Below are 16,886 nucleotides of genomic sequence, written 5' to 3' on the forward strand. Positions count from 1 at the left end.
GGATGTTCCTGGGCCTGGCGCTGAGTGTCCTGCCGATGGCGGCAGAGGCGCATAATGTCATCGCCTCGGTCTTTGCGGCGGGGCGCCAGATCGAGGGGGAGATCGGGTTTTCCGATGGCCAGATGGCTGCCGGTGCGCTGGTCGAGGTGTTCGACGCCGATGGCAACCGGCTGGCGGAAGTGACGACCGACGAGGAGGGGTTTTTCCTTTATACGCCGACGGCGCCCGTCATCCATGTCTTTCGCTCGGACCTTGGGGCGGGGCATCTGGCGCTGATGTCGATGCCTGCCCATGAGGTCGCCACGATCATGGGGCTTGCCGCGCCCGATCCGGTGACGGCCGAGGCGGGCGGGGCTGTGGAGGCACAGGGGAGTGCCGTGTTGGGCGAGGCGGAGCGCGCGGCGCTTGCCGCGATGATCCGGCAGGAAATCCGCCCGCTGCGCCAAGAGCTTACGGCCTACAGGACCCAGAATGACCTGCAGACGATCCTGGGCGGGATCGGCTATATCCTGGGCCTGTTCGGGCTGGGGTTCTACCTGGCCGCCCGTCGCAAGTTGAAGGGCTGAGCGATGGCGCAGGTCCTGTCCCCGCAACAGGTGGCGCTCGACCCCGAGGGCAGGCTGTCGGGCTGGCTGGGTGATGTCGATCCGCGGTTGCGCATCCTGGCCGCGAGCCTGTTCGCGCTGGTCGTGGTGGCCTGCGCGTCGCTGCCGGTGCTGGCGCTGGCCTTCGGCCTGTCGTTGGCCCTGTTGCTGGGATCGCGCCTGCCGCTGGGGCGGATGCTGAAGCGGATGGCGGCGATGGACGGGTTCATCCTGTTCACGCTTGCGATCTTGCCCTTTTCGGTGCCGGGGGATGCGATTTTCACGCTCTGGGGCTTTGACGCGACATGGCAGGGCGTGGCGCTGGCCGTCGAGATCGCGCTGACGGCCAATGCCGTCGTGCTGGCGCTTCTGGTGCTGGTGGGCACGATGGAGCCCGTGGTGCTGGGCCATGCGCTTTACGCGTTGCGGATGCCTGCGGGGCTGGTGCAGCTGATGATGTTCTCGATCCGCTACATCGATGTGCTGCGCGCGGAATACCTGCGGCTGCGGGTCGCGATGAAGGTGCGCGGCTTTCGCCCCGGCACGAACCGGCATACCTATCGCAGCATGGGATACCTGGTGGGCATGATGCTGGTGCGCGCCGTGGAACGGTCGGAACGGATCATGGACGCGATGAAATGCCGGGGCTTCACGGGGCAGATACACCTGCACCGCGATTACAGGCTGCGGGGGCTTGATGCGGTTTTCGCGGGGGGGAGCGTTTTGGCGATGAGCCTGCTTGTCGGGATGGAGCTGGTCCTGTGAGCCTGATCGAGCTGAGGGGCATCCATTTCGCCTATCCCCGCGCCGAGCCGATCCTGCGCGACGTGTCGCTGCGGCTGGGGGCGGGGGAACGGCTGTCGCTGGTCGGGCCGAACGGCGTGGGGAAATCGACGCTGCTCAAGATCATCGTGGGGCTGCTCAGGCCGCAGGCGGGCGAGGTCCGGGTGCTGGATGCGCCAAGGCAGGCGGAGGCCGATTTCATCGAGGTGCGCCGCCGGGTCGGATTGGTGTTCCAGGATGCCGATGATCAGCTGTTCTGCCCGACCGTGGCCGAGGACATTGCCTTTGGCCCGTTGAACCTTGGCCGGAGCCGTGAGGAGGCGATGGGCATCGTCGATGACGTGCTGGGGCGGCTGGGGCTGATGCATCTGCGCGACCGGATCACGCATCACCTGTCGGGGGGCGAGAAGCGGCTGGTGACGCTGGCGACCGTGTTGGCGATGGAGCCGGAGGTCCTGCTGCTCGACGAGCCGACCAATGCGCTGGATGCGGAGAACTGGGCGCGGCTGGTGGAGATCCTGAGCGGGTTGCCGCAGGCCATCTTGCTCGTGTCGCATGATCCGGCCTTCCGCGAGCGGATCGCGCCCTGTGCCTTCAACCTGACCAAGGGGCATCTGGAGGCCGTGTAGCGCCTGTCCCGGTCAGTCGCCGCGCCGCAAGAGATAGGTGTCCATGATCCAGCCGTGTTCGGCGCGCGCCCGGGCCCGCATCTCGAGGATGCGGGGGGTGGCTTCGGACAGGGGGCCCGAGGCGAGGATCTGGTTCTTCATCCCCAGATAGGCCCCCCACCAGATCCGCAGGTCCGGGGCGTCGAGGTGGCGAAAGCTGCATTCACCGTCGAGCATGACCACGACCGTATCGGCCCCCGGCGGAAGCCCGTGGTCGCGCAGGCGGCGGCCGGTGGTGATTGTGACCGCGCCGTTCACGGTGTTGAACGGGATGGCATGGGCCGAGGTGAGCGCCTGCAGCGCGGTGATGCCGGGGATAACGCGCAGGCCAGGTTTTGGCGAGAGCCGCGCGGCGATGCGCAGGGTGGAATCGTAAAGACCCGGATCGCCCCAGACCAGAAGCGCCACAGGGCCTTGGGGCTGCGCCTTTTCGAGCGCTGCGGCCCAGATCTGCGCGATCTCGTCATGCCAGCGCGCGACCCGCGTCGCATAGGGCAGGCTGTCGTCGCGGACGGGCATGTCGAATTCGACGACCGGCGCGGGGCTGTCGCAGGCGGCAAGGATCAGGTGGCGCAGATCGGCAAGGTCGGATTTGTCGGGGCCCTTGCGCGGGACCATGACAAGGGCCGCGTCCCGCAGCGCGCGGCGGGCCTCCAGGGTGACATGTTCGGGATTGCCCGTGCCGATGCCGATCAACCAAAGCTCGGTCACACCAAGCCCTCCGCTTGGGCAAGCGATCCGTAGAAGATCAGCGCAGGCTTGGGGCCGATCCCGTGGGCGAGGTCGGCGGCAAGGGCTGCGACGGTCGTGCGGCGGGTCCGGGCCTCGGGGGTGCCGACGGATTCGGCCAGCATGGCGGGGGTGTCGGGGGGCAGGCCGCGCGCGATGAGCATCTCGGCCAGCGCCGGAAAGGTGCGCTTGCCCATGAAGATGACGGTGCAGGCCAAGGGATCGGCCAGCGCGTCGAGGTTGAGGTCCGGCGGAAGCTGCCCGCTTGCGTCGTGCCCGGTCACGAACTGGACGCGCCGCGCGGTCAGGCGGCGGGTGAGCGGGATGCCCGCGGCGGCGGCGGCGGCGAAGGGGGAGGCGATGCCCGGAACGATCTCGAACCCGATGCCATGGGCGCGGAGCGCGACCAGTTCTTCCTCGAGCCGACCGAAAAGCCCGCCATCGCCCGATTTCAGCCGCACGATGCGACCGCCCGCCAGGGCGTAATCCACCAGAAGGCGGCTGACGTGATCTTGTTTGGGCGAGGGGCGACCGGCGCGTTTGCCCACGCCCACCAGATCGGCCCCGGCGCGGGCAAAGCTGAGGATCGGACCGGCCGAGAGATCGTCATAGAGGATCGCATCGGCGCGCTTGATCCGGTCGACGGCCTTGAGCGTCAGAAGCTCCGGATCGCCGGGACCCGAGCCGATGAAGCTGACGAAACCTGTCATGCGGCATCCTCCGCGATCAGGTGAAAGAAGGTGCCGGTCACATGGCCCCGGTGCGAGCCGGTTTCGGGGACCGGGTTGCCATCGGCGTCGGTGACATGGGCGAGCGGCGCATCGGGTTGTTCGAGGATCGTCGAATAGTGGAATTCGTGCCCCCGCAGCGCGCTGCCCGCTGCATGGCCCGGCATGGCGCGCGACAGGACGGCACGGCGGTAGCCAAGGTGGAACTTGCGCTTTTCATAGGAGGTCACGAGACCCAGAAGCCCCGCCATGGCGTGGCTTTGGCCGTGCTTGTCGATGAGCGCCGCGCCAAGGGCCATGTAGCCCCCGCATTCGCCATGGACGGGACGGGTTTGGGCATGGTGGCGCAGACCGGACAGGAAATGCGTGGCGGCGGCAAGCCGACCTGCATGCAGTTCCGGGTAGCCGCCGGGAAGCCAGACCAGATCGGCGGTTGGATCGGGTGCCTCGTCCGCCAAGGGCGAGAAGGGCAGGATTTCCGCGCCGGCCGCGCGCCAGCCTTCGAGAAGATGGGGATAGGTGAAGGAAAAGGCCGCATCCTGCGCCAGGGCGATGCGCTGGGCGGGGGGGCGCGGCAGGGTGCCTGCGGCGGCGGGCTGTGCGCCAAGGGCTGCGCCCCTGATCGCGGCCAGATCGACATGCTCGCGCAGGAAAGCCGCGTAGCCCGCGATGGCACGGTCCAGATCGGGGTGTTCGACCGCCTGGATGAGGCCGAGGTGCCGCTCGGGCAGGGCCAGATCGCCCCGGCGCGGCAGGGCGCCCAGAACGGGCAGGCCCGCGCGGTCCATGCCCAGACGGGTCAGACGTTCGTGCCGGGGGCTCGCGACCCGGTTCAGGATCACGCCCGCGATGCTGAGGTCGGGGTCGTATCGTGCAAAGCCAAGGGCGGTTGCGGCCGCAGATTGCGCCTGTCCGCCCACGTCGAGGACCAGGATGACGGGCCAGCCCATCGCCCTGGCGGTTTCCGCGCTGGAGCCGAACCCCGACCGCCCCCGCGTGGCGACCCCGTCGAAAAGGCCCATGGACCCTTCGCCGACGCAGATGTCTGCCCCCTGGGCCTGGGCCGAGATGGCGTTGAACAGCGCTCCGTCCATCGCCCATGTGTCGAGGTTGAAGGAGGCCCGCCCGCTGGCCGCGCGGTGAAAGGCCGGGTCGATGTAATCGGGGCCGGATTTGAAGGGCTGCACGGTCAAGCCATCCTCGGCCAGCGCCCGAAGAAGGCCCAGCATCACGGTCGTCTTGCCTGTGCCCGATGCGGGGGCCGAGACGATGAGGCCGGGGGGGATAATGCCCTCAGTCATCCGAAGGGCTCCATTCGGCCCAGGGGCTGTCGGCGCTTTGCGGGCGGTAGCGGCGGTCGTAATCGGCGGCGTAAAGGCGGCTTTCGCTGAAATCGCTCTCGCCAAGGGCGCGGCCCACCATGATCAGCGCGGTGCGTTCGATGCCTTGGGGGAGGGCGGCTTCGATGGTCGAGAGCGTGGCGCGCAGGATGCGTTCATCGGGCCAGCTGGCGCGCCAGACGACCGCGACCGGGCAATCCACGCCGTAATGCGGGATCAGGTCGGCCACGACCCGGCCAAGGTTCTGGATCGACAGGTGGATGGCCAGCGTCGCGCCGGTCGCGCCGAAGGCTGCCAGTGTCTCACCCTCGGGCATGGAGGAGGCGCGGCCCGGTGTGCGGGTCAGGATGACGGATTGCGCCACGCCCGGCAGGGTCAATTCGGCCCCGAGCGTGGCGGCTGCCGCCGCGAAGGAGGGCACCCCCGGCGTGACCGTGTAGGGAATGCCCATGGCGCGCAGGCGGCGGGTCTGTTCGCCCATCGCCGACCAGACCGACAGGTCGCCGGAATGGAGGCGCGCCACGTCCTGGCCTTGCGCATGGGCTGTGGCGATTTCGGCCATGATCGCGTCGAGGTCGAGCGGCGCGGTGTTCACGATCCGCGCGCCGGGCGGGCAATGGGACAAAACCGCCTCGGGCACGAGGGAGCCTGCGTAAAGGCAGACGGGGCAGGCGGCGATCAGGTCGCGCCCCCGCAGGGTGAGAAGATCGGCGGCACCGGGTCCGGCCCCGATGAAATGCACGGTCATGTGTCGTTCCTTTCCGCCAGCGCGCAGGTGGCCATCCCGTCCGTCGAGACCTGACGCGCCACGATCAGCCGCGCGCCCGGTCCGGCGGCGGCCAGCGCCGCGGCCTCGGCCATGCTGTCTGTGCCGCGCGCGGCAAGCGATGCCGCCGAACGGGTCCGGGTCTGTTGGGCCGCGAGGAGGGCGCTGTCAACACCATGGGCGGGCAGGTTCAGCTCGCGCGCAAGGGACCGGAAGGTCGGGGTCGCGGCCTTGTCGGTCGCGGTGGCGATGAGCGCCACCTGCTGCGAGCGCCCGGTGCGGTCGAGCGCATCGCGCAGGCTGGCCGGTGTCGCCGCCCCGCGAAAGCCGAAGCCCGCCACGATCACAGCACGACCCGCCATTGCACGATGGGCCGCGCAGGCGACCAGCCGCGTTTGGGGCCCAGGGGTGCTGCCTCGGCCAGGTCGATGCGCAGGAGATCGCCGCCGAGTTGGGCGCTCCATGCGGTCAGGAGCGCTTCGCTTTCCAGCGTCACGGCATGGGCCACCAGACGCGTGCCGGGGGCAAGGCGGGTGGTCAGATCCTGCATCAGCGCCCCCGACAGGCCGCCGCCGATGAAGACGGCATCAGAGGGTGGCAGGTCGGCCAGGGCCGCAGGGGCCGCACCCTCGACCACCTGCAGGCGGTCGAGCCCGTAGCGGTCGGCATTGGCGCGGATGCGGGCGGCGCGGTCGGGGCGGGGTTCGATGCTGATCGCCGAAAGGCTTGGGTGGGACAGGCACCATTCGATCCCGATGGAGCCCGACCCGCCGCCGATATCCCAGAGCGTCTGACCGGGCAGGGGGGCCAGCGCCGAGAGCGCCAGCGCGCGGATGGGCCGCTTGGTGATCTGGCCATCCGTGTCGAAGAAGCTGTCCGCGATGCCCGAGGCACGGGGAAGGGATGGGCCGTTGCCCGCAACCTCGATCGCCACGGCGACCGGATGGGCGAAGCTGCCGCCGAGGGTTTGGGCCGTGTCGCGGGTGATCCGCTCGCGCGGGCCGCCAAGCGCCTCGAGCACCGTCAGCTGGCTATCGCCGAAGCCTTCAGCAGCAAGGTAGCCGGCCAGCGCGCCCACCGCCGGCCCGTCGCGCAAAAGCACGATGGCGCGTTGGCCGGGGGCGAGATGGGGGCGGAGCCGGGCAAGGGGCGCGGCATGAAGCCCGAGGCAGAGCGTGGTTTCAAGCGGCCAGCCAAGGCGGGCGGCGGCGCGCGAAAAGGTCGAGGGGGCGGGCAGGGCGTGCCATTCACCGGGGGCAAGCCGGGTGGCGATGACCGACCCGGCACCGAACCAGAAGGGATCGCCCGAGACAAGCGCCACGGTCGGGCGGCCCCGAAAGCTTTCCAGAAGCGGCAGGCCATCGGCAAAGGGGACGGGCCAGTCCACGCGCTTTGCCGCCAGATCGGGCAGAAGGCCCAGATGGCGCGGCGGGCCCATCACGATCTGGGCCCTTTCGAGCGCCGCACGGCTTGCAGGGGACAGGCCCTCCGGGCCATCTTCGCCCAGACCGATGATGGTCAGCCACGGAGCTTCAGACATGACATGCACCCTCCTGATCCTTGCGGGCACGACCGAGGCGACGGGCTTTGCCCGGGCCGCCGCCGAGCGGGGCTTGAGCGGCATCGTGTCCTTTGCGGGCCGGGTGGAGCGCCCCTTGCGCCAGCCGCTGCCGCAACGGGTGGGGGGCTTTGGCGGGGTGGCGGGGCTCGTCGCCTATCTGCGGGAGGCGGGTATCACCCATGTGATCGACGCGACCCATCCCTTTGCCGTGCAGATGAGCCGCAATGCGGTCGCGGCCTGCACCGAGGCGGGCGTGCCGCTGGTCGCGCTGACCCGACCGGCCTGGGTGCAGGCACCCGGCGACGACTGGATCCATGTGCCCGATATCGCGGGGGCGGTCGCAGCGCTTGACCGTCCGGCGGCACGCGTGATGCTGGCCGTGGGGCGGATGCATCTGGAGGAGTTCGCGCCCAATCCGCAGCATCACTACCTGTTGCGGCTGGTCGATCCGCCCAAAGGACCGCTGCCCTTTCCCCGGGCCGAGGTGATCGTGGATCGCGGGCCATTTGACGCCGAGGCCGACCGGGCGCTGATGGCGCGTCACGGGATCGAGATCGTGGTGTCCAAGAATGCGGGCGGCACCGGGGCCCATGCCAAGATCGCGGCGGCGCGCGCGCTGGGCCTGCCGGTGATCATGATCGACCGGCCCGAGCCCCCGGCGCGGCGCGAAGTGCATGACACGCAGGCGGTGTTCGACTGGATCGCTCACTCTGGCACGGACCTTGGGGTATAGACGAAGGGTCTGCCCGGACGCGCGATGAGGCGCGTGGCCGAAGAGCCGATGAGAACGACGGTCTGCATGTCGGCCATGTCCGGCGTGGCATCGGCCAAAGGCACGACCCGAAAGGCTTCGTCGGGCGTGGTGACGGCGCGGGCGAAGATGATCAGGCGCTCGGGCTCGCAGCATTGGCGCAAGAGGTCGAGCGCGCGGACAAAGCCCTCGGGCCGGGATTTGGAGCGGGGGTTGTAGAGCGCGATGGCGAAATCGGCCTCGACGGCCAGGCGCAGGCGCTTTTCGATCAGCGCCCAGGGCTTGAGATTGTCGCTGAGGTTGATGGCACAGAAATCATGCCCCATCGGCGCGCCGATCCGGGCGGAGGCGGCCAGCATGGCGGTGATGCCGGGCAGGACGCGGATGTCGAGATCGCGCCAAGGGGTGGGGCCTGCCTCGACCGCCTCGAAGACGGCGGAGGCCATGGCGAAAACGCCGGGATCGCCCGAGCTGACCACGACGACGCGGTGGCCCGCCGTGGCCAGTTCCAGCGCATGGCGGGCGCGGTCCAGTTCCTGCCGGTTGTCGGTTTCGTGCAGCGTGAGGCCCGCGCGCGGGGCGATGCGGCGGACGTAAGGGATATAGCCAAGGATATCCGTGGCTTGGTCCAGGGCTTCGGTCACTTCGGGCGTGACGAGCGACGGATCGCCGGGGCCAAGGCCCGCGATGACGACCGAGCCCGTCATGGCCGCCGCCCCTGTCCATGGACGAGGATTATGGAGAAATAGGGGGAGGCGCGCTCGCCCGCTTCGGCAAGCGGCAGGGCGCGTTCCTCGGCCATGCTGGCGCATTCGACGAGCCAGGCGCGGTCGGCCTTTCCGGCCTGTTCCAGCGCGCGGCGCACCTTGGGCAGGTTGCGGCCCACTTTCATCACCACGATGGCATCGGCGGCAATCATGTGGCGGGTCAGATCCTCCTCGGACATGGTGCCCAGAAGCACGCTCAGGACATCGTCGCCCCAGGTGATCGGGATGCCCGTCGCGGTCCAGGAGGCCGACATGCCGGTGATGGCGGGGACGACCTGAACCGGTAAATGATCCCTTACCCGCGTGTAGAGATGCATGAACGATCCGTAAAAGAAGGGATCGCCCTCGCACAGAACGACGATATCGGCGCCGGTTCGTGCGGTTTTGCGAATGTCCTCGGCGACCTCCTCGTAAAAGCCTGCGAGGCTTTCGGCATAGGCGGGATCGTCGAGCGGGATTTCGGTCGTGACGGGATATTCCATCGCGATCTCGACCACGTCGGGGCGCAACATCCCCTCGACGATGGTGCGGGATCGGCCGGGGCGTCCGGCCTTGCGGAAATAGGCGATATGGGTGGCGTTGCGGACCAGACGGTCGGCGCGCACGCTCATCAGCTCGGGATCGCCGGGGCCGAGGCCCACGCCGTAGATCGTGCCCGCGCTCATTCGGCGCGGCTCGCGATGGCGTTGATGGCCGCGACCGTGATCGCGCTGCCGCCCAGACGCCCCTCGACGATGACGCAGGGCGCGGCTTGTGCCTCCCAGAGCGCCTGTTTCGATTCCATCGCGCCGACGAAGCCCACGGGACAGCCGATGATGGCGGCGGGGCGGGGGCAGTCGGGATCTTCCAGCATTTCGAGGAGGTGGAAGAGCGCGGTCGGCGCATTGCCGATGGCGACAAGCGCGCCGCCCAGCCGGGGCCGCCAGAGTTCGAGCGCGGCGGCCGAGCGCGTGGTGCCAAGCCTTGCGGCCAGATCTGCGACCTGCGGGTCATGGAGGGTGCAGATCACGTCATTGCCTGCGGGCAGGCGTTTGCGGGTCACGCCCTCGGACACCATGCGCGCGTCGCAGAAGATGGGCGCGCCCCCCTCGAGCGCTGCGCGGGCGGTGGCGACCATGCCGGGGGAAAAGCGCACATGCGCCTCGAGCCCGACCATGCCCGCGGCATGGATCATGCGGACCGTGACCTGTTCCTCGTCAGGGGCGAAGCGGGCCAGATCGGCCTCGGCCCGGATGGTCGCGAAGCTTTCGGCATATATCGCCGCGCCGTCCGTTTCGTAAGTGTATGGCATCGTTTATCCGGTCATCAGGTCGGGCAAGTCGGCGGGCGAAAGCCCGTGGCGGTCGGGGTCATCCCACGGGGTGCCATGGGTGACAAGGTCAAACAGGCCCGCGCGGCCGATGAGCGTCAGGTCGGAGGCGGCGGGATGGGCGCAACCCTTGGCGCAGCCCGAGACATGGAGCCTGGCAGCGGGGGCGAGGTGTTTGGCCAGATCGCGGGCAAGCTGGCGGGTTTCGACGCTGGCCTGAGGGCAGGCGGGCGCGCCGGTGCAGGCATGGATGCGCAGGAGCGGATCGGCGGGATCGGTGATGAGGGTTTCGTGACCGGCGAAGGCGGAGGCCGTGTCGAGGCCGGGCAGAAAGATCATGCGCCACGGCGTGATGCGGAGCGGGCCGGGGGCCGCCGAAGCAAGGGCGCGCAGGTCGTCGGGGGAGAGTTGGCCGAAGCCTGCCGCAACCAACAGACCGCCCGGGTAGGGGCCGGGATCGGGGGAGGGAAGGGGTGCGTTCGGGGCCAGATCGCCCATGAAGTCATCGGGCAATCTGTGGCCCGCGCCAAGGTGGCGGGCCATGCGCCCGCGCCCGTCTGTGCCCACCCCGCCCGAGGCGATGAACCACCGCGCAAGGTCGAGGGCCATTTGCGCGGCGTCCCGCGCGGTTGCGGCAGCGCGGCCCGTGGTGCTGCCATCGGCGCGCAGGATCAGGCTGTCGCCCGAGGCCTCGATCCTGATGTCGCCGATGGTCGTGGCCAGGCGGCGGTTCGGGCCGGTGTCGATCACGAAGCCGAACTTGGAGGGGAGCGGGGCCAGATCGGGCGCGGCAAGGCCCTTGGCCAGATGGGTGGCGATGTCGGTCTGGCGATCATCCGCGCCACCCCGGAACGGGTCGATCACGATGTTGCGCCGCCCCTCAACCCCCGGATCGGCATCGAGAAGGCCAAGCTGCGACAGGGCGTCGAGCAGGGGGGCGTGGGTGTCTTGCGTCACGCCGCGCAATTGCAGGTTGGCGCGGTTCGTCAGGTCGATGAGGCCGTTGCCGAAACGCTCCGCCGCCTCGGCCAGTCCCAGCGCCTGATCCGGCGTCAGTTCGGCCAAGGGCGCGCGCACCCGCACCACAAGCCCGTCGCCCGACGCCATGGGCCGATGCGCGCCGGGGCACCAGCCACGGATTTCGGGAGAGGTCATGCCCCGGCCCCCAATTCGGCGAGGATCGAATTGCGCCGCGATTGCCAGAGGCCTGCGGCATGGAGTTCGGCGAAGCGGGCGCGCATGGCGGCCAGCGCCTCGGGGTTGGCCTGTTCCAGAAACGCGGTGACGGCGGGATCGCCCAGCGTCGCCTCCCAGAACTGGTCGAAGAGATGGGGGCCGACGACCCCCGCGAGATGGGCGAAGGCGGCCATGTTTTCGAGCGTGGAGGCGATTTCGGCGGCCCCGCGATAGCCGTGCCGCTGCATGCCCGCGATCCAGCCGGGGTTGGCGGCGCGGGCCTGGACGACGCGGGCGATTTCCTCGGTCAGGGGGCGGGCGCGGGGGCGGGCGGGGTCGGTGTTGTCGACGTGATAGAGCTGCGCCGCGCCGCCCGCGATGGATTGGGCGGCGGCAAAGCCCGCCTCGTGGGTGGCGTAATCCTCGGCCAGCAGGAGGTCGGTTTCGGGCAGGTCCTGAAGATGGACGAAAGTGTCGGCCTGCGCGACGCGGGCCTTGAGCCCGTCCATGTCGCGGGTCTGCTTGTCGCCGTCGAGCGCCCAGGCGGAGGCGGCAAGCCACGCCTCGCCCGCCGCCATGCGACCCTCGTCGGAGTAATCGCCAAGATGCTGGCCCATGCCGAGGCCGAAACTGCCCGGGGCGGGGCCGTAGACGCGCGCGCCCTCCTGCCCGGCATAGGGGTTCCAGTCGGGTGCTTCGTCGCGCTGGGACAGGATGCGGATCGCCTGCTGGAACAGCGCCGAGAGGGTGGGGAAGACATCGCGGAAGAGGCCCGAGACGCGCAGGGTCACGTCGATGCGGGGGCGGTCCAGCTCGGCGATGGGCACGACCTCGATCCCCGAGACGCGTTCGGAGCCCTGGTCCCAGACGGGCCTGACCCCCAGAAGCGCCAGCGCCATGGCGAAGTCCTCGCCCGCCGTGCGCATCGTGGCCGAGCCCCAGAGATCGACGAGGATGCCGCGCGGCCAATCGCCCTGATCCTGCAGGTGGCGGCGGATCAGCTCGTCGGCCAAGGCAACGCCCTGCCGGAAGGCCGCGCGCGTGGGCACGCTGCGCGGATCGGTGGTGTAGAGGTTGCGGCCGGTGGGCAGGACATCGCTGCGCCCCCGGTAGGGCGAGCCGGAGGGCCCCGCCTCGATCCGTCGTCCGGCCAGCGCGTCGAGCAGCGCGCTTGCCTCGCCCATGGCGGCGGCGGCGCTGTCGAAAGCTGCCTGACCCTTTTGCGCGCGGCCCCAGATGTGCAGGCCATCGCCGAACTGGCTTTCCTTCACGTCGCAGACGAAGCGGTCGATGCGGGTGATCGCCTCGGACGGGCAGGCGGTGGGGTCGATGCCGAGATCCCCCTCGACGCCCAGGCTGCGCGCCTCGTCGCGGATATCGGTCATGAGCCGGTCGCGGCGGCGCGGGTCGAGCCCGTCGGCATTGGAAAACTCGTCGAGCAGCGCCTCGAGCCGGGCGAGCCTGCCGGGGGTGCCGGAAGGTTTGAGCGGTGGCGGCACATGGCCAAGCGTCACGGCCCCGATGCGGCGCTTGGCCTGCGCGGCCTCGCCCGGATCGTTGACGATGAACGGGTAGATGACCGGCAGCGGGCCGATCAGCGCCTCGGGCCAGCAGTCATCCGAGAGGGCCACGGATTTGCCGGGGAGCCATTCCAGCGTGCCATGCGCGCCGACATGGATCAGCGCATCGGCCCGGTCGCGGAGCCAGAGGTAGAAGGCGACATAGGCATGGCGGGGGACGCGCGCGAGATCGTGGTATTCGGCGTCGCGGGCCGCAGGCGTGCCGCGTTCGGGTTGCAGGGCGACAAGGGCCTGACCGCGCATCGTGGCGGCAAAGGTGAAGCCATCCGGCGTGGCGTCGGGGTCATCCTCGGGGGCACCCCAGGCGTCGTGCAGATCGTCGCGGAGGGATTGCGGCAGGCGGGCAAGGGCCACGCGATAGGCCGCCATCGGCCATGTGATGCGGTCCCGTTCCAGCGCCGCGTGCAGGGCAGGGCCGGGGGTGATGCTGTGGCCTGCTTGGGCGAGGTCGTCGAGCATCGCCTCGGCCGAGGCGAGCGCGTCAAGGCCCACGGCATGGGCCATGTTCCACGCCCGCCCCGGATAGGTCGACAGGACCAGCGCAAGGCGGCGCTGGGCAGGCGCTGTGGTCGAGAGGCTGTGCCAGGCCGCCACCTTGTCCGCGATGGCGTCGATCCGGGCCGGTTCGGGTGCATGGGCGAAGCGGGAAAATTGCAGGTCGGGATCGCGCGCGCCCGGTTCCTTGAAGGAGGCGACCCCTGCGAAGAGCCGCCCGTCAACCTCGGGCAGGACGACATGCATGGCGAGATCGGCAGGAGAGAGGCCCCGGTCGGACCTGTCCCAAGCGTCGCGGGTCGCGGTCGAGAGCCCCACCTGGAACACGGGAACATCGGCGGCGTCGAGCGGGGAGCGCCCGGCATCGCCCCGCCCGGAGAAGGAGGTCGCGTTGACGATGGCCACGGGGGCCAGGGCGCGCACTTGCCGTTCCAGCCATTCGCGCGCGCCCGGTGCCTTGAGCGAGGGGGCAAAGAGACCCAGCGCCCGGAACCCCCGTGCGCGCAGGGCGGCAAAAAGCGCCTCGATCGGGGCAAGGTCGGCGGCAACAAGGAAGGAGCGGTAGAAGACGACGGTGACGAGCGGCGCGTCACCCGCAAAGATCGCGGGCGCGGGGCAGGTCACGCCATCCTCGGGCGTCCATGCGCCGACAAAGGGCAGCGTCTTGGCCCCCGGCACGGGGCCTGCGTAAAGGCCGGCGGCGAGCGCCATCTGGGCCAGCGCGGCCTGTGCCGCGACGGCGCCCCCGGTGTCGCAAAGCTGGCTCAGGCGGCGCAGCGTGGAGGCGGGGACGGTCGAGATCGCGTCAAGGCGCGGATCGGGCCGCCCGTCCGCGGGCAGGACGGCCAGGGCTATCCCCTTGTCACGGGCCAGCGCCTCGATCTGTTGCAGGCCATAGGGCCAATAGGGCACGCCCCCGATAAGCCGGATCAGGATGCCCTTGGCCCCCGCCAATGTCTGTTCGACGTAAGTATCGACCGACAGGGGATGTTTCAGCGCCACGATATTGGCGAGCCGGAGCGAGGGCAGCCGCCCCTCGGGCCCGCCGCCGCGATGCCAGCCTGCCGCGAAAGCCCCCAGATCGCTGTCCGAGAGCGACAGCACGACCAGATCGGCGGGCGATTGCCCCAGATCGGTCGGTGTCTCGGTTTCTTCGAGCCCGTGGCTCTCGCGGAAGATGACATGCATGGGGGCGGTCCGGGTTGCTCCGTGGCCCTATTCGGCGGCCTTGGCCTCGGGGATCAGGATACCCCGGATCGCGGCCGCGTCGATATCGTCATGTTCCGCGATGACCACGAGTCGACCGCGCCGCCCCTCGGCCTCGGTCCAGGGGCGGTCGTATTGGTGACGGACGCGCGCGCCCACGGCCTGCACCAGAAGCCGCATCGGCTTGCCCGCGACGGCGGCATAGCCCTTGACCCGCAGGATGTTCTGGCGCTGGGCCAGATCGGTGATCCGGGCCACCAGCTCGGCGGGGTCGGTGATTTCGGGGATGTCGACCACGATACTGTCGAAATCGTCGTGTTCGTGGTCGTCATGGCCATCGTGATGGCTGGGGCGGGCGTCCATGTCATCTTCGGCGGCGGCCTCGAGACCCAGGATCACGCGCGGGTCCACGGTGCCTTCGGCGACTTCGATGATGGGCAGTTTGCGGGGGGCCTCGGACTCGATCAGGGCGCGGGCGCGGGCCACGCCCTCGGGGCCGGCCAGATCGGGCTTGGTCAGAAGCACGATATCGGCGCAGGCGATCTGGTCCTCGAACACCTCGGAGAGCGGCGTTTCATGGTCGATGCTGTCATCGGCAAGGCGCTGGGCATCGACGGCGGCGACATCGGGGGCGAAACGGCCTGCGGCCACGGCTTCGGCATCGGCAAGCGCGATGACACCGTCCACGGTGATCCTGGAGCGGATCGCGGGCCAGTCGAAGGCTTTGAGAAGCGGTTTGGGCAGCGCAAGGCCCGAGGTTTCGATCAGGATGTGATCGGGGCGGGGGTCGAGCGCCATCAACGCCTCGATCGTGGGGATGAAATCATCGGCGACCGTGCAGCAGATGCAGCCATTGGCGAGTTCGACGATGTTTTCCACGGGGCATTCGGGAATGGCGCAGCCCTTGAGGATTTCGCCATCGACGCCGACATCGCCGAATTCGTTCACCACGATGGCCAGACGCTTGCCGCCGGGGTTCTTCATCAGCTGGCTGATGAGCGTCGTCTTGCCCGAGCCCAGGAAGCCCGTGATCACGGTGACGGGAAGTTTTTCGAGATTGGCCATGTCACATCTCTCCGAGATTGGGGGCAGGGGGGACGAGCGGGGGAAGCCGCGCGATGCAATTCTTGCGGAAATGTTCGGGGCGCTCGCGCCATGGCACGAGGCCATCGGCGGTGGCGGCGTATTTCGCGGCCTTGTCGCGGATCAGCTCGGGATGCTGGGCCGGGTCGAGATTGCCGTAGACATAGGTCCAGCGCCCCGGACCGCGCAGCGCGATCGTGCAGCCGCGCGAACAATTGGACAGGCATTCGACCGGCGTGATCGTCACGCCCGGAACGGCATCGCCCGACAGCGCGCGGTAGAGCGCTGCACCGGGTCTTTCGGCGTCTTCGGGGGCGTCCTGTCCCTGCCTGCATTTGATGCAGACAAGCAATTCGACCGTTTCGGCGGGTCGCGTCATGCGCTTTTTATCCAGTCTCGCGGCTTGGGCATGTCACGGGCCGAAGGGCGGCACGGGGCCGCCGATCCGACACCGGGGCACCCCGCCCGGGTTTCATCGTCGTGCTGGCAGGTCTCCCGGCTTGCGGATTTCAGGCTGTCCTCCGGGGAGGGGGTCCTGTCGGTCGCCCGGCCTTCCCGACCCAGTCATCCTTGGGTCAGTGGCCATGGGGCGCCCTTTCCGGTCACGGTCGCGGGGGCGGCTGCGGTTCGGCCCGTAGCTTGGGGCCTCGCGCATTCCCTTTTCACCTGTTAGCACAGGCACCAGCAGGGACAGATGCTCAGGCCGCACCGGCACTGTCAAGTTTCAAGGAGACCTCCCGATGGATGACGTGACCCTTCGCCACAATCAGAAGATGAAGCGCATCAAGGCGGCGCGGGACGAGATGATGAAGACCAAGACCGAGGAAAAGGGTCTGATCATCGTCCATACCGGTGCAGGCAAGGGCAAATCCTCGAGCGGGTTCGGCATGATCATGCGCTGCATCGCGCATGGCATGCCCTGCGCCGTGGTCCAGTTCATCAAGGGCAATTGGGAGACGGGGGAAAAGACCTTTCTGCGGGAGCGTTTCGCGGACGAATGCCGCTTTTTCGTGTCGGGCGAGGGGTTCACCTGGGAAACGCAGGACCGCGAGCGCGACATCGCGGCGGCGCAGAACGGCTGGCGCATCGCCAAGGAACAGATTCTCGACCCCGAGATCCAGTTCGTGCTTCTGGACGAGATCAACATCGCGCTGCGCTACGATTACCTCGATATCGACGAGGTGGTCGATTTCCTGCTGACGCAAAAGCCGCGCATGACCCATGTCTGCCTGACGGGCCGCAACGCCAAGCCCGAGCTGATCGAGGCCGCCGATCTGGTGACCGAGATGACGCTGACCAAGCATCCGTTCAAGGATGGGGTGAAGGCGCAGAAGGGCATCGAATTCTGATGCGCGGCGAT

18 protein-coding genes and 1 riboswitch are annotated in these 16,886 nt (G+C 69.2%); of the genes, 5 read left to right on the forward strand and 13 right to left on the reverse strand.

Annotation, left to right across the window (positions count from 1 at the left end; genetic code table 11):
• Positions 1-2 precede the first annotated feature (2 nt).
• Genes AABA51_RS04370 through AABA51_RS04380 form a run of 3 tightly spaced genes read left to right on the forward strand, consistent with a single transcriptional unit; the run spans position 3 to position 1,996 of the window.
• Positions 3-566 carry a cobalt ABC transporter permease gene (locus tag AABA51_RS04370; protein ID WP_338274764.1) on the forward strand — a complete coding sequence of 188 codons (564 nt, stop codon included), beginning with the start codon at positions 3-5 and terminating at the stop codon, positions 564-566.
• A gap of 3 nt (positions 567-569) precedes the next feature.
• Positions 570-1,349 (forward strand): cobalt ECF transporter T component CbiQ, encoded by a 780-nt coding sequence (gene cbiQ / locus AABA51_RS04375; RefSeq protein ID WP_338274766.1) that lies wholly within the window; start codon positions 570-572, stop codon positions 1,347-1,349.
• The gene (locus AABA51_RS04380; protein ID WP_338274768.1) at positions 1,346-1,996 is read left to right on the forward strand and encodes an energy-coupling factor ABC transporter ATP-binding protein; all 651 of its coding nucleotides are present in this window, start codon (positions 1,346-1,348) and stop codon (positions 1,994-1,996) included. The genes cbiQ and AABA51_RS04380 overlap by 4 nt, the downstream gene beginning before the upstream one ends.
• A gap of 12 nt (positions 1,997-2,008) precedes the next feature.
• Here the strand turns inward: AABA51_RS04380 and cobF are convergent, their stop codons facing one another.
• From cobF to cbiE, 6 genes are read right to left on the reverse strand one after another with little or no spacing between them, the layout of a single operon-like run.
• Positions 2,009-2,746 (reverse strand): precorrin-6A synthase (deacetylating), encoded by a 738-nt coding sequence (gene cobF, locus AABA51_RS04385; protein ID WP_338274770.1) that lies wholly within the window; start codon positions 2,744-2,746, stop codon positions 2,009-2,011.
• Positions 2,743-3,474: a uroporphyrinogen-III C-methyltransferase gene (gene cobA / locus AABA51_RS04390; RefSeq protein ID WP_338274772.1), complete on the reverse strand. Its 732-nt coding sequence runs from the start codon at positions 3,472-3,474 to the stop codon at positions 2,743-2,745. The genes cobF and cobA overlap by 4 nt, the downstream gene beginning before the upstream one ends.
• Positions 3,471-4,793, reverse strand: coding sequence for a cobyrinate a,c-diamide synthase (locus tag AABA51_RS04395; RefSeq protein WP_338274774.1), 1,323 nt, complete (start codon positions 4,791-4,793; stop codon positions 3,471-3,473). The genes cobA and AABA51_RS04395 overlap by 4 nt, the downstream gene beginning before the upstream one ends.
• On the reverse strand, positions 4,786-5,580 hold the full coding sequence (cobM, locus tag AABA51_RS04400) for a precorrin-4 C(11)-methyltransferase (RefSeq protein WP_338274776.1): 795 nt from the start codon (positions 5,578-5,580) through the stop codon (positions 4,786-4,788). The genes AABA51_RS04395 and cobM overlap by 8 nt, the downstream gene beginning before the upstream one ends.
• Positions 5,577-5,945: a cobalamin biosynthesis protein gene (locus AABA51_RS04405; RefSeq protein WP_338276436.1), complete on the reverse strand. Its 369-nt coding sequence runs from the start codon at positions 5,943-5,945 to the stop codon at positions 5,577-5,579. The genes cobM and AABA51_RS04405 overlap by 4 nt, the downstream gene beginning before the upstream one ends.
• A complete protein-coding gene (gene cbiE / locus AABA51_RS04410) occupies positions 5,942-7,138 on the reverse strand; it encodes a precorrin-6y C5,15-methyltransferase (decarboxylating) subunit CbiE (protein WP_338274777.1) in 1,197 nt (398 codons plus the stop codon). The genes AABA51_RS04405 and cbiE overlap by 4 nt, the downstream gene beginning before the upstream one ends.
• Here cbiE and AABA51_RS04415 point away from each other — a divergent pair.
• Entirely contained in the window at positions 7,137-7,892 is a 756-nt protein-coding gene (locus tag AABA51_RS04415; RefSeq protein ID WP_338274779.1) for a cobalt-precorrin-6A reductase, read from the forward strand. The two genes, cbiE and AABA51_RS04415, sit on opposite strands and share 2 nt — an antisense overlap.
• Here the strand turns inward: AABA51_RS04415 and cobJ are convergent.
• The 7 genes from cobJ to AABA51_RS04450 are packed head-to-tail and all read right to left on the reverse strand — an operon-like array spanning position 7,865 to position 15,905.
• On the reverse strand, positions 7,865-8,617 hold the full coding sequence (cobJ, locus tag AABA51_RS04420) for a precorrin-3B C(17)-methyltransferase (RefSeq protein WP_338274781.1): 753 nt from the start codon (positions 8,615-8,617) through the stop codon (positions 7,865-7,867). The genes AABA51_RS04415 and cobJ overlap by 28 nt on opposite strands.
• The gene (locus AABA51_RS04425; protein WP_338274783.1) at positions 8,614-9,342 is read right to left on the reverse strand and encodes a precorrin-2 C(20)-methyltransferase; all 729 of its coding nucleotides are present in this window, start codon (positions 9,340-9,342) and stop codon (positions 8,614-8,616) included. The genes cobJ and AABA51_RS04425 overlap by 4 nt, the downstream gene beginning before the upstream one ends.
• Positions 9,339-9,968, reverse strand: a complete 630-nt coding sequence (locus AABA51_RS04430) for a precorrin-8X methylmutase (protein ID WP_338274785.1) — start codon at positions 9,966-9,968, stop codon at positions 9,339-9,341. Before AABA51_RS04430 ends, AABA51_RS04425 begins: the two co-directional genes overlap by 4 nt.
• Before the next feature lie 3 nt (positions 9,969-9,971).
• Positions 9,972-11,141, reverse strand: coding sequence for a precorrin-3B synthase (cobG, locus tag AABA51_RS04435; RefSeq protein WP_338274788.1), 1,170 nt, complete (start codon positions 11,139-11,141; stop codon positions 9,972-9,974).
• Positions 11,138-14,425, reverse strand: a complete 3,288-nt coding sequence (gene cobN, locus AABA51_RS04440; protein ID WP_338274790.1) for a cobaltochelatase subunit CobN — start codon at positions 14,423-14,425, stop codon at positions 11,138-11,140. The genes cobG and cobN overlap by 4 nt, the downstream gene beginning before the upstream one ends.
• A 27-nt stretch (positions 14,426-14,452) precedes the next feature.
• Positions 14,453-15,508: a cobalamin biosynthesis protein CobW gene (gene cobW, locus AABA51_RS04445; protein WP_338274792.1), complete on the reverse strand. Its 1,056-nt coding sequence runs from the start codon at positions 15,506-15,508 to the stop codon at positions 14,453-14,455.
• 1 nt (position 15,509) lies between these two features.
• A complete protein-coding gene (locus tag AABA51_RS04450; protein ID WP_338274794.1) occupies positions 15,510-15,905 on the reverse strand; it encodes a DUF1636 domain-containing protein in 396 nt (131 codons plus the stop codon).
• A gap of 90 nt (positions 15,906-15,995) precedes the next feature.
• A riboswitch (cobalamin riboswitch) is annotated at positions 15,996-16,227 on the reverse strand.
• 39 nt (positions 16,228-16,266) lie between these two features.
• Here AABA51_RS04450 and cobO point away from each other — a divergent pair.
• On the forward strand, positions 16,267-16,875 hold the full coding sequence (gene cobO / locus AABA51_RS04455; RefSeq protein WP_338274796.1) for a cob(I)yrinic acid a,c-diamide adenosyltransferase: 609 nt from the start codon (positions 16,267-16,269) through the stop codon (positions 16,873-16,875).
• The last annotated feature ends 11 nt before the right edge of the window (positions 16,876-16,886 follow it).

Origin of the sequence: Roseicyclus marinus (assembly GCF_036322625.1) — a bacterium.
GTDB classification, from domain to species: domain Bacteria; phylum Pseudomonadota; class Alphaproteobacteria; order Rhodobacterales; family Rhodobacteraceae; genus Roseicyclus; species Roseicyclus marinus_A.

Bases quoted from the DNA above. Each gene is read 5' to 3' on its own strand.
- AABA51_RS04370 (WP_338274764.1), top strand. From the start codon at position 3: ATGTTCCTGGGCCTGGCGCTGAGTGTCCTGCCGATGGCGGCAGAGGCG.
- cbiE (WP_338274777.1), bottom strand. From the start codon at position 7,138: ATGTCTGAAGCTCCGTGGCTGACCATCATCGGTCTGGGCGAAGATGGC.
- cobG (WP_338274788.1), bottom strand. From the start codon at position 11,141: ATGACCTCTCCCGAAATCCGTGGCTGGTGCCCCGGCGCGCATCGGCCC.
- AABA51_RS04415 (WP_338274779.1), top strand. From the start codon at position 7,137: ATGACATGCACCCTCCTGATCCTTGCGGGCACGACCGAGGCGACGGGC.
- AABA51_RS04430 (WP_338274785.1), bottom strand. From the start codon at position 9,968: ATGCCATACACTTACGAAACGGACGGCGCGGCGATATATGCCGAAAGC.
- cobN (WP_338274790.1), bottom strand. From the start codon at position 14,425: ATGCATGTCATCTTCCGCGAGAGCCACGGGCTCGAAGAAACCGAGACA.
- AABA51_RS04450 (WP_338274794.1), bottom strand. From the start codon at position 15,905: ATGACGCGACCCGCCGAAACGGTCGAATTGCTTGTCTGCATCAAATGC.
- cobJ (WP_338274781.1), bottom strand. From the start codon at position 8,617: ATGACGGGCTCGGTCGTCATCGCGGGCCTTGGCCCCGGCGATCCGTCG.
- AABA51_RS04425 (WP_338274783.1), bottom strand. From the start codon at position 9,342: ATGAGCGCGGGCACGATCTACGGCGTGGGCCTCGGCCCCGGCGATCCC.
- cobW (WP_338274792.1), bottom strand. From the start codon at position 15,508: ATGGCCAATCTCGAAAAACTTCCCGTCACCGTGATCACGGGCTTCCTG.
- AABA51_RS04395 (WP_338274774.1), bottom strand. From the start codon at position 4,793: ATGACTGAGGGCATTATCCCCCCCGGCCTCATCGTCTCGGCCCCCGCA.
- cbiQ (WP_338274766.1), top strand. From the start codon at position 570: ATGGCGCAGGTCCTGTCCCCGCAACAGGTGGCGCTCGACCCCGAGGGC.
- cobM (WP_338274776.1), bottom strand. From the start codon at position 5,580: ATGACCGTGCATTTCATCGGGGCCGGACCCGGTGCCGCCGATCTTCTC.
- cobA (WP_338274772.1), bottom strand. From the start codon at position 3,474: ATGACAGGTTTCGTCAGCTTCATCGGCTCGGGTCCCGGCGATCCGGAG.
- cobO (WP_338274796.1), top strand. From the start codon at position 16,267: ATGGATGACGTGACCCTTCGCCACAATCAGAAGATGAAGCGCATCAAG.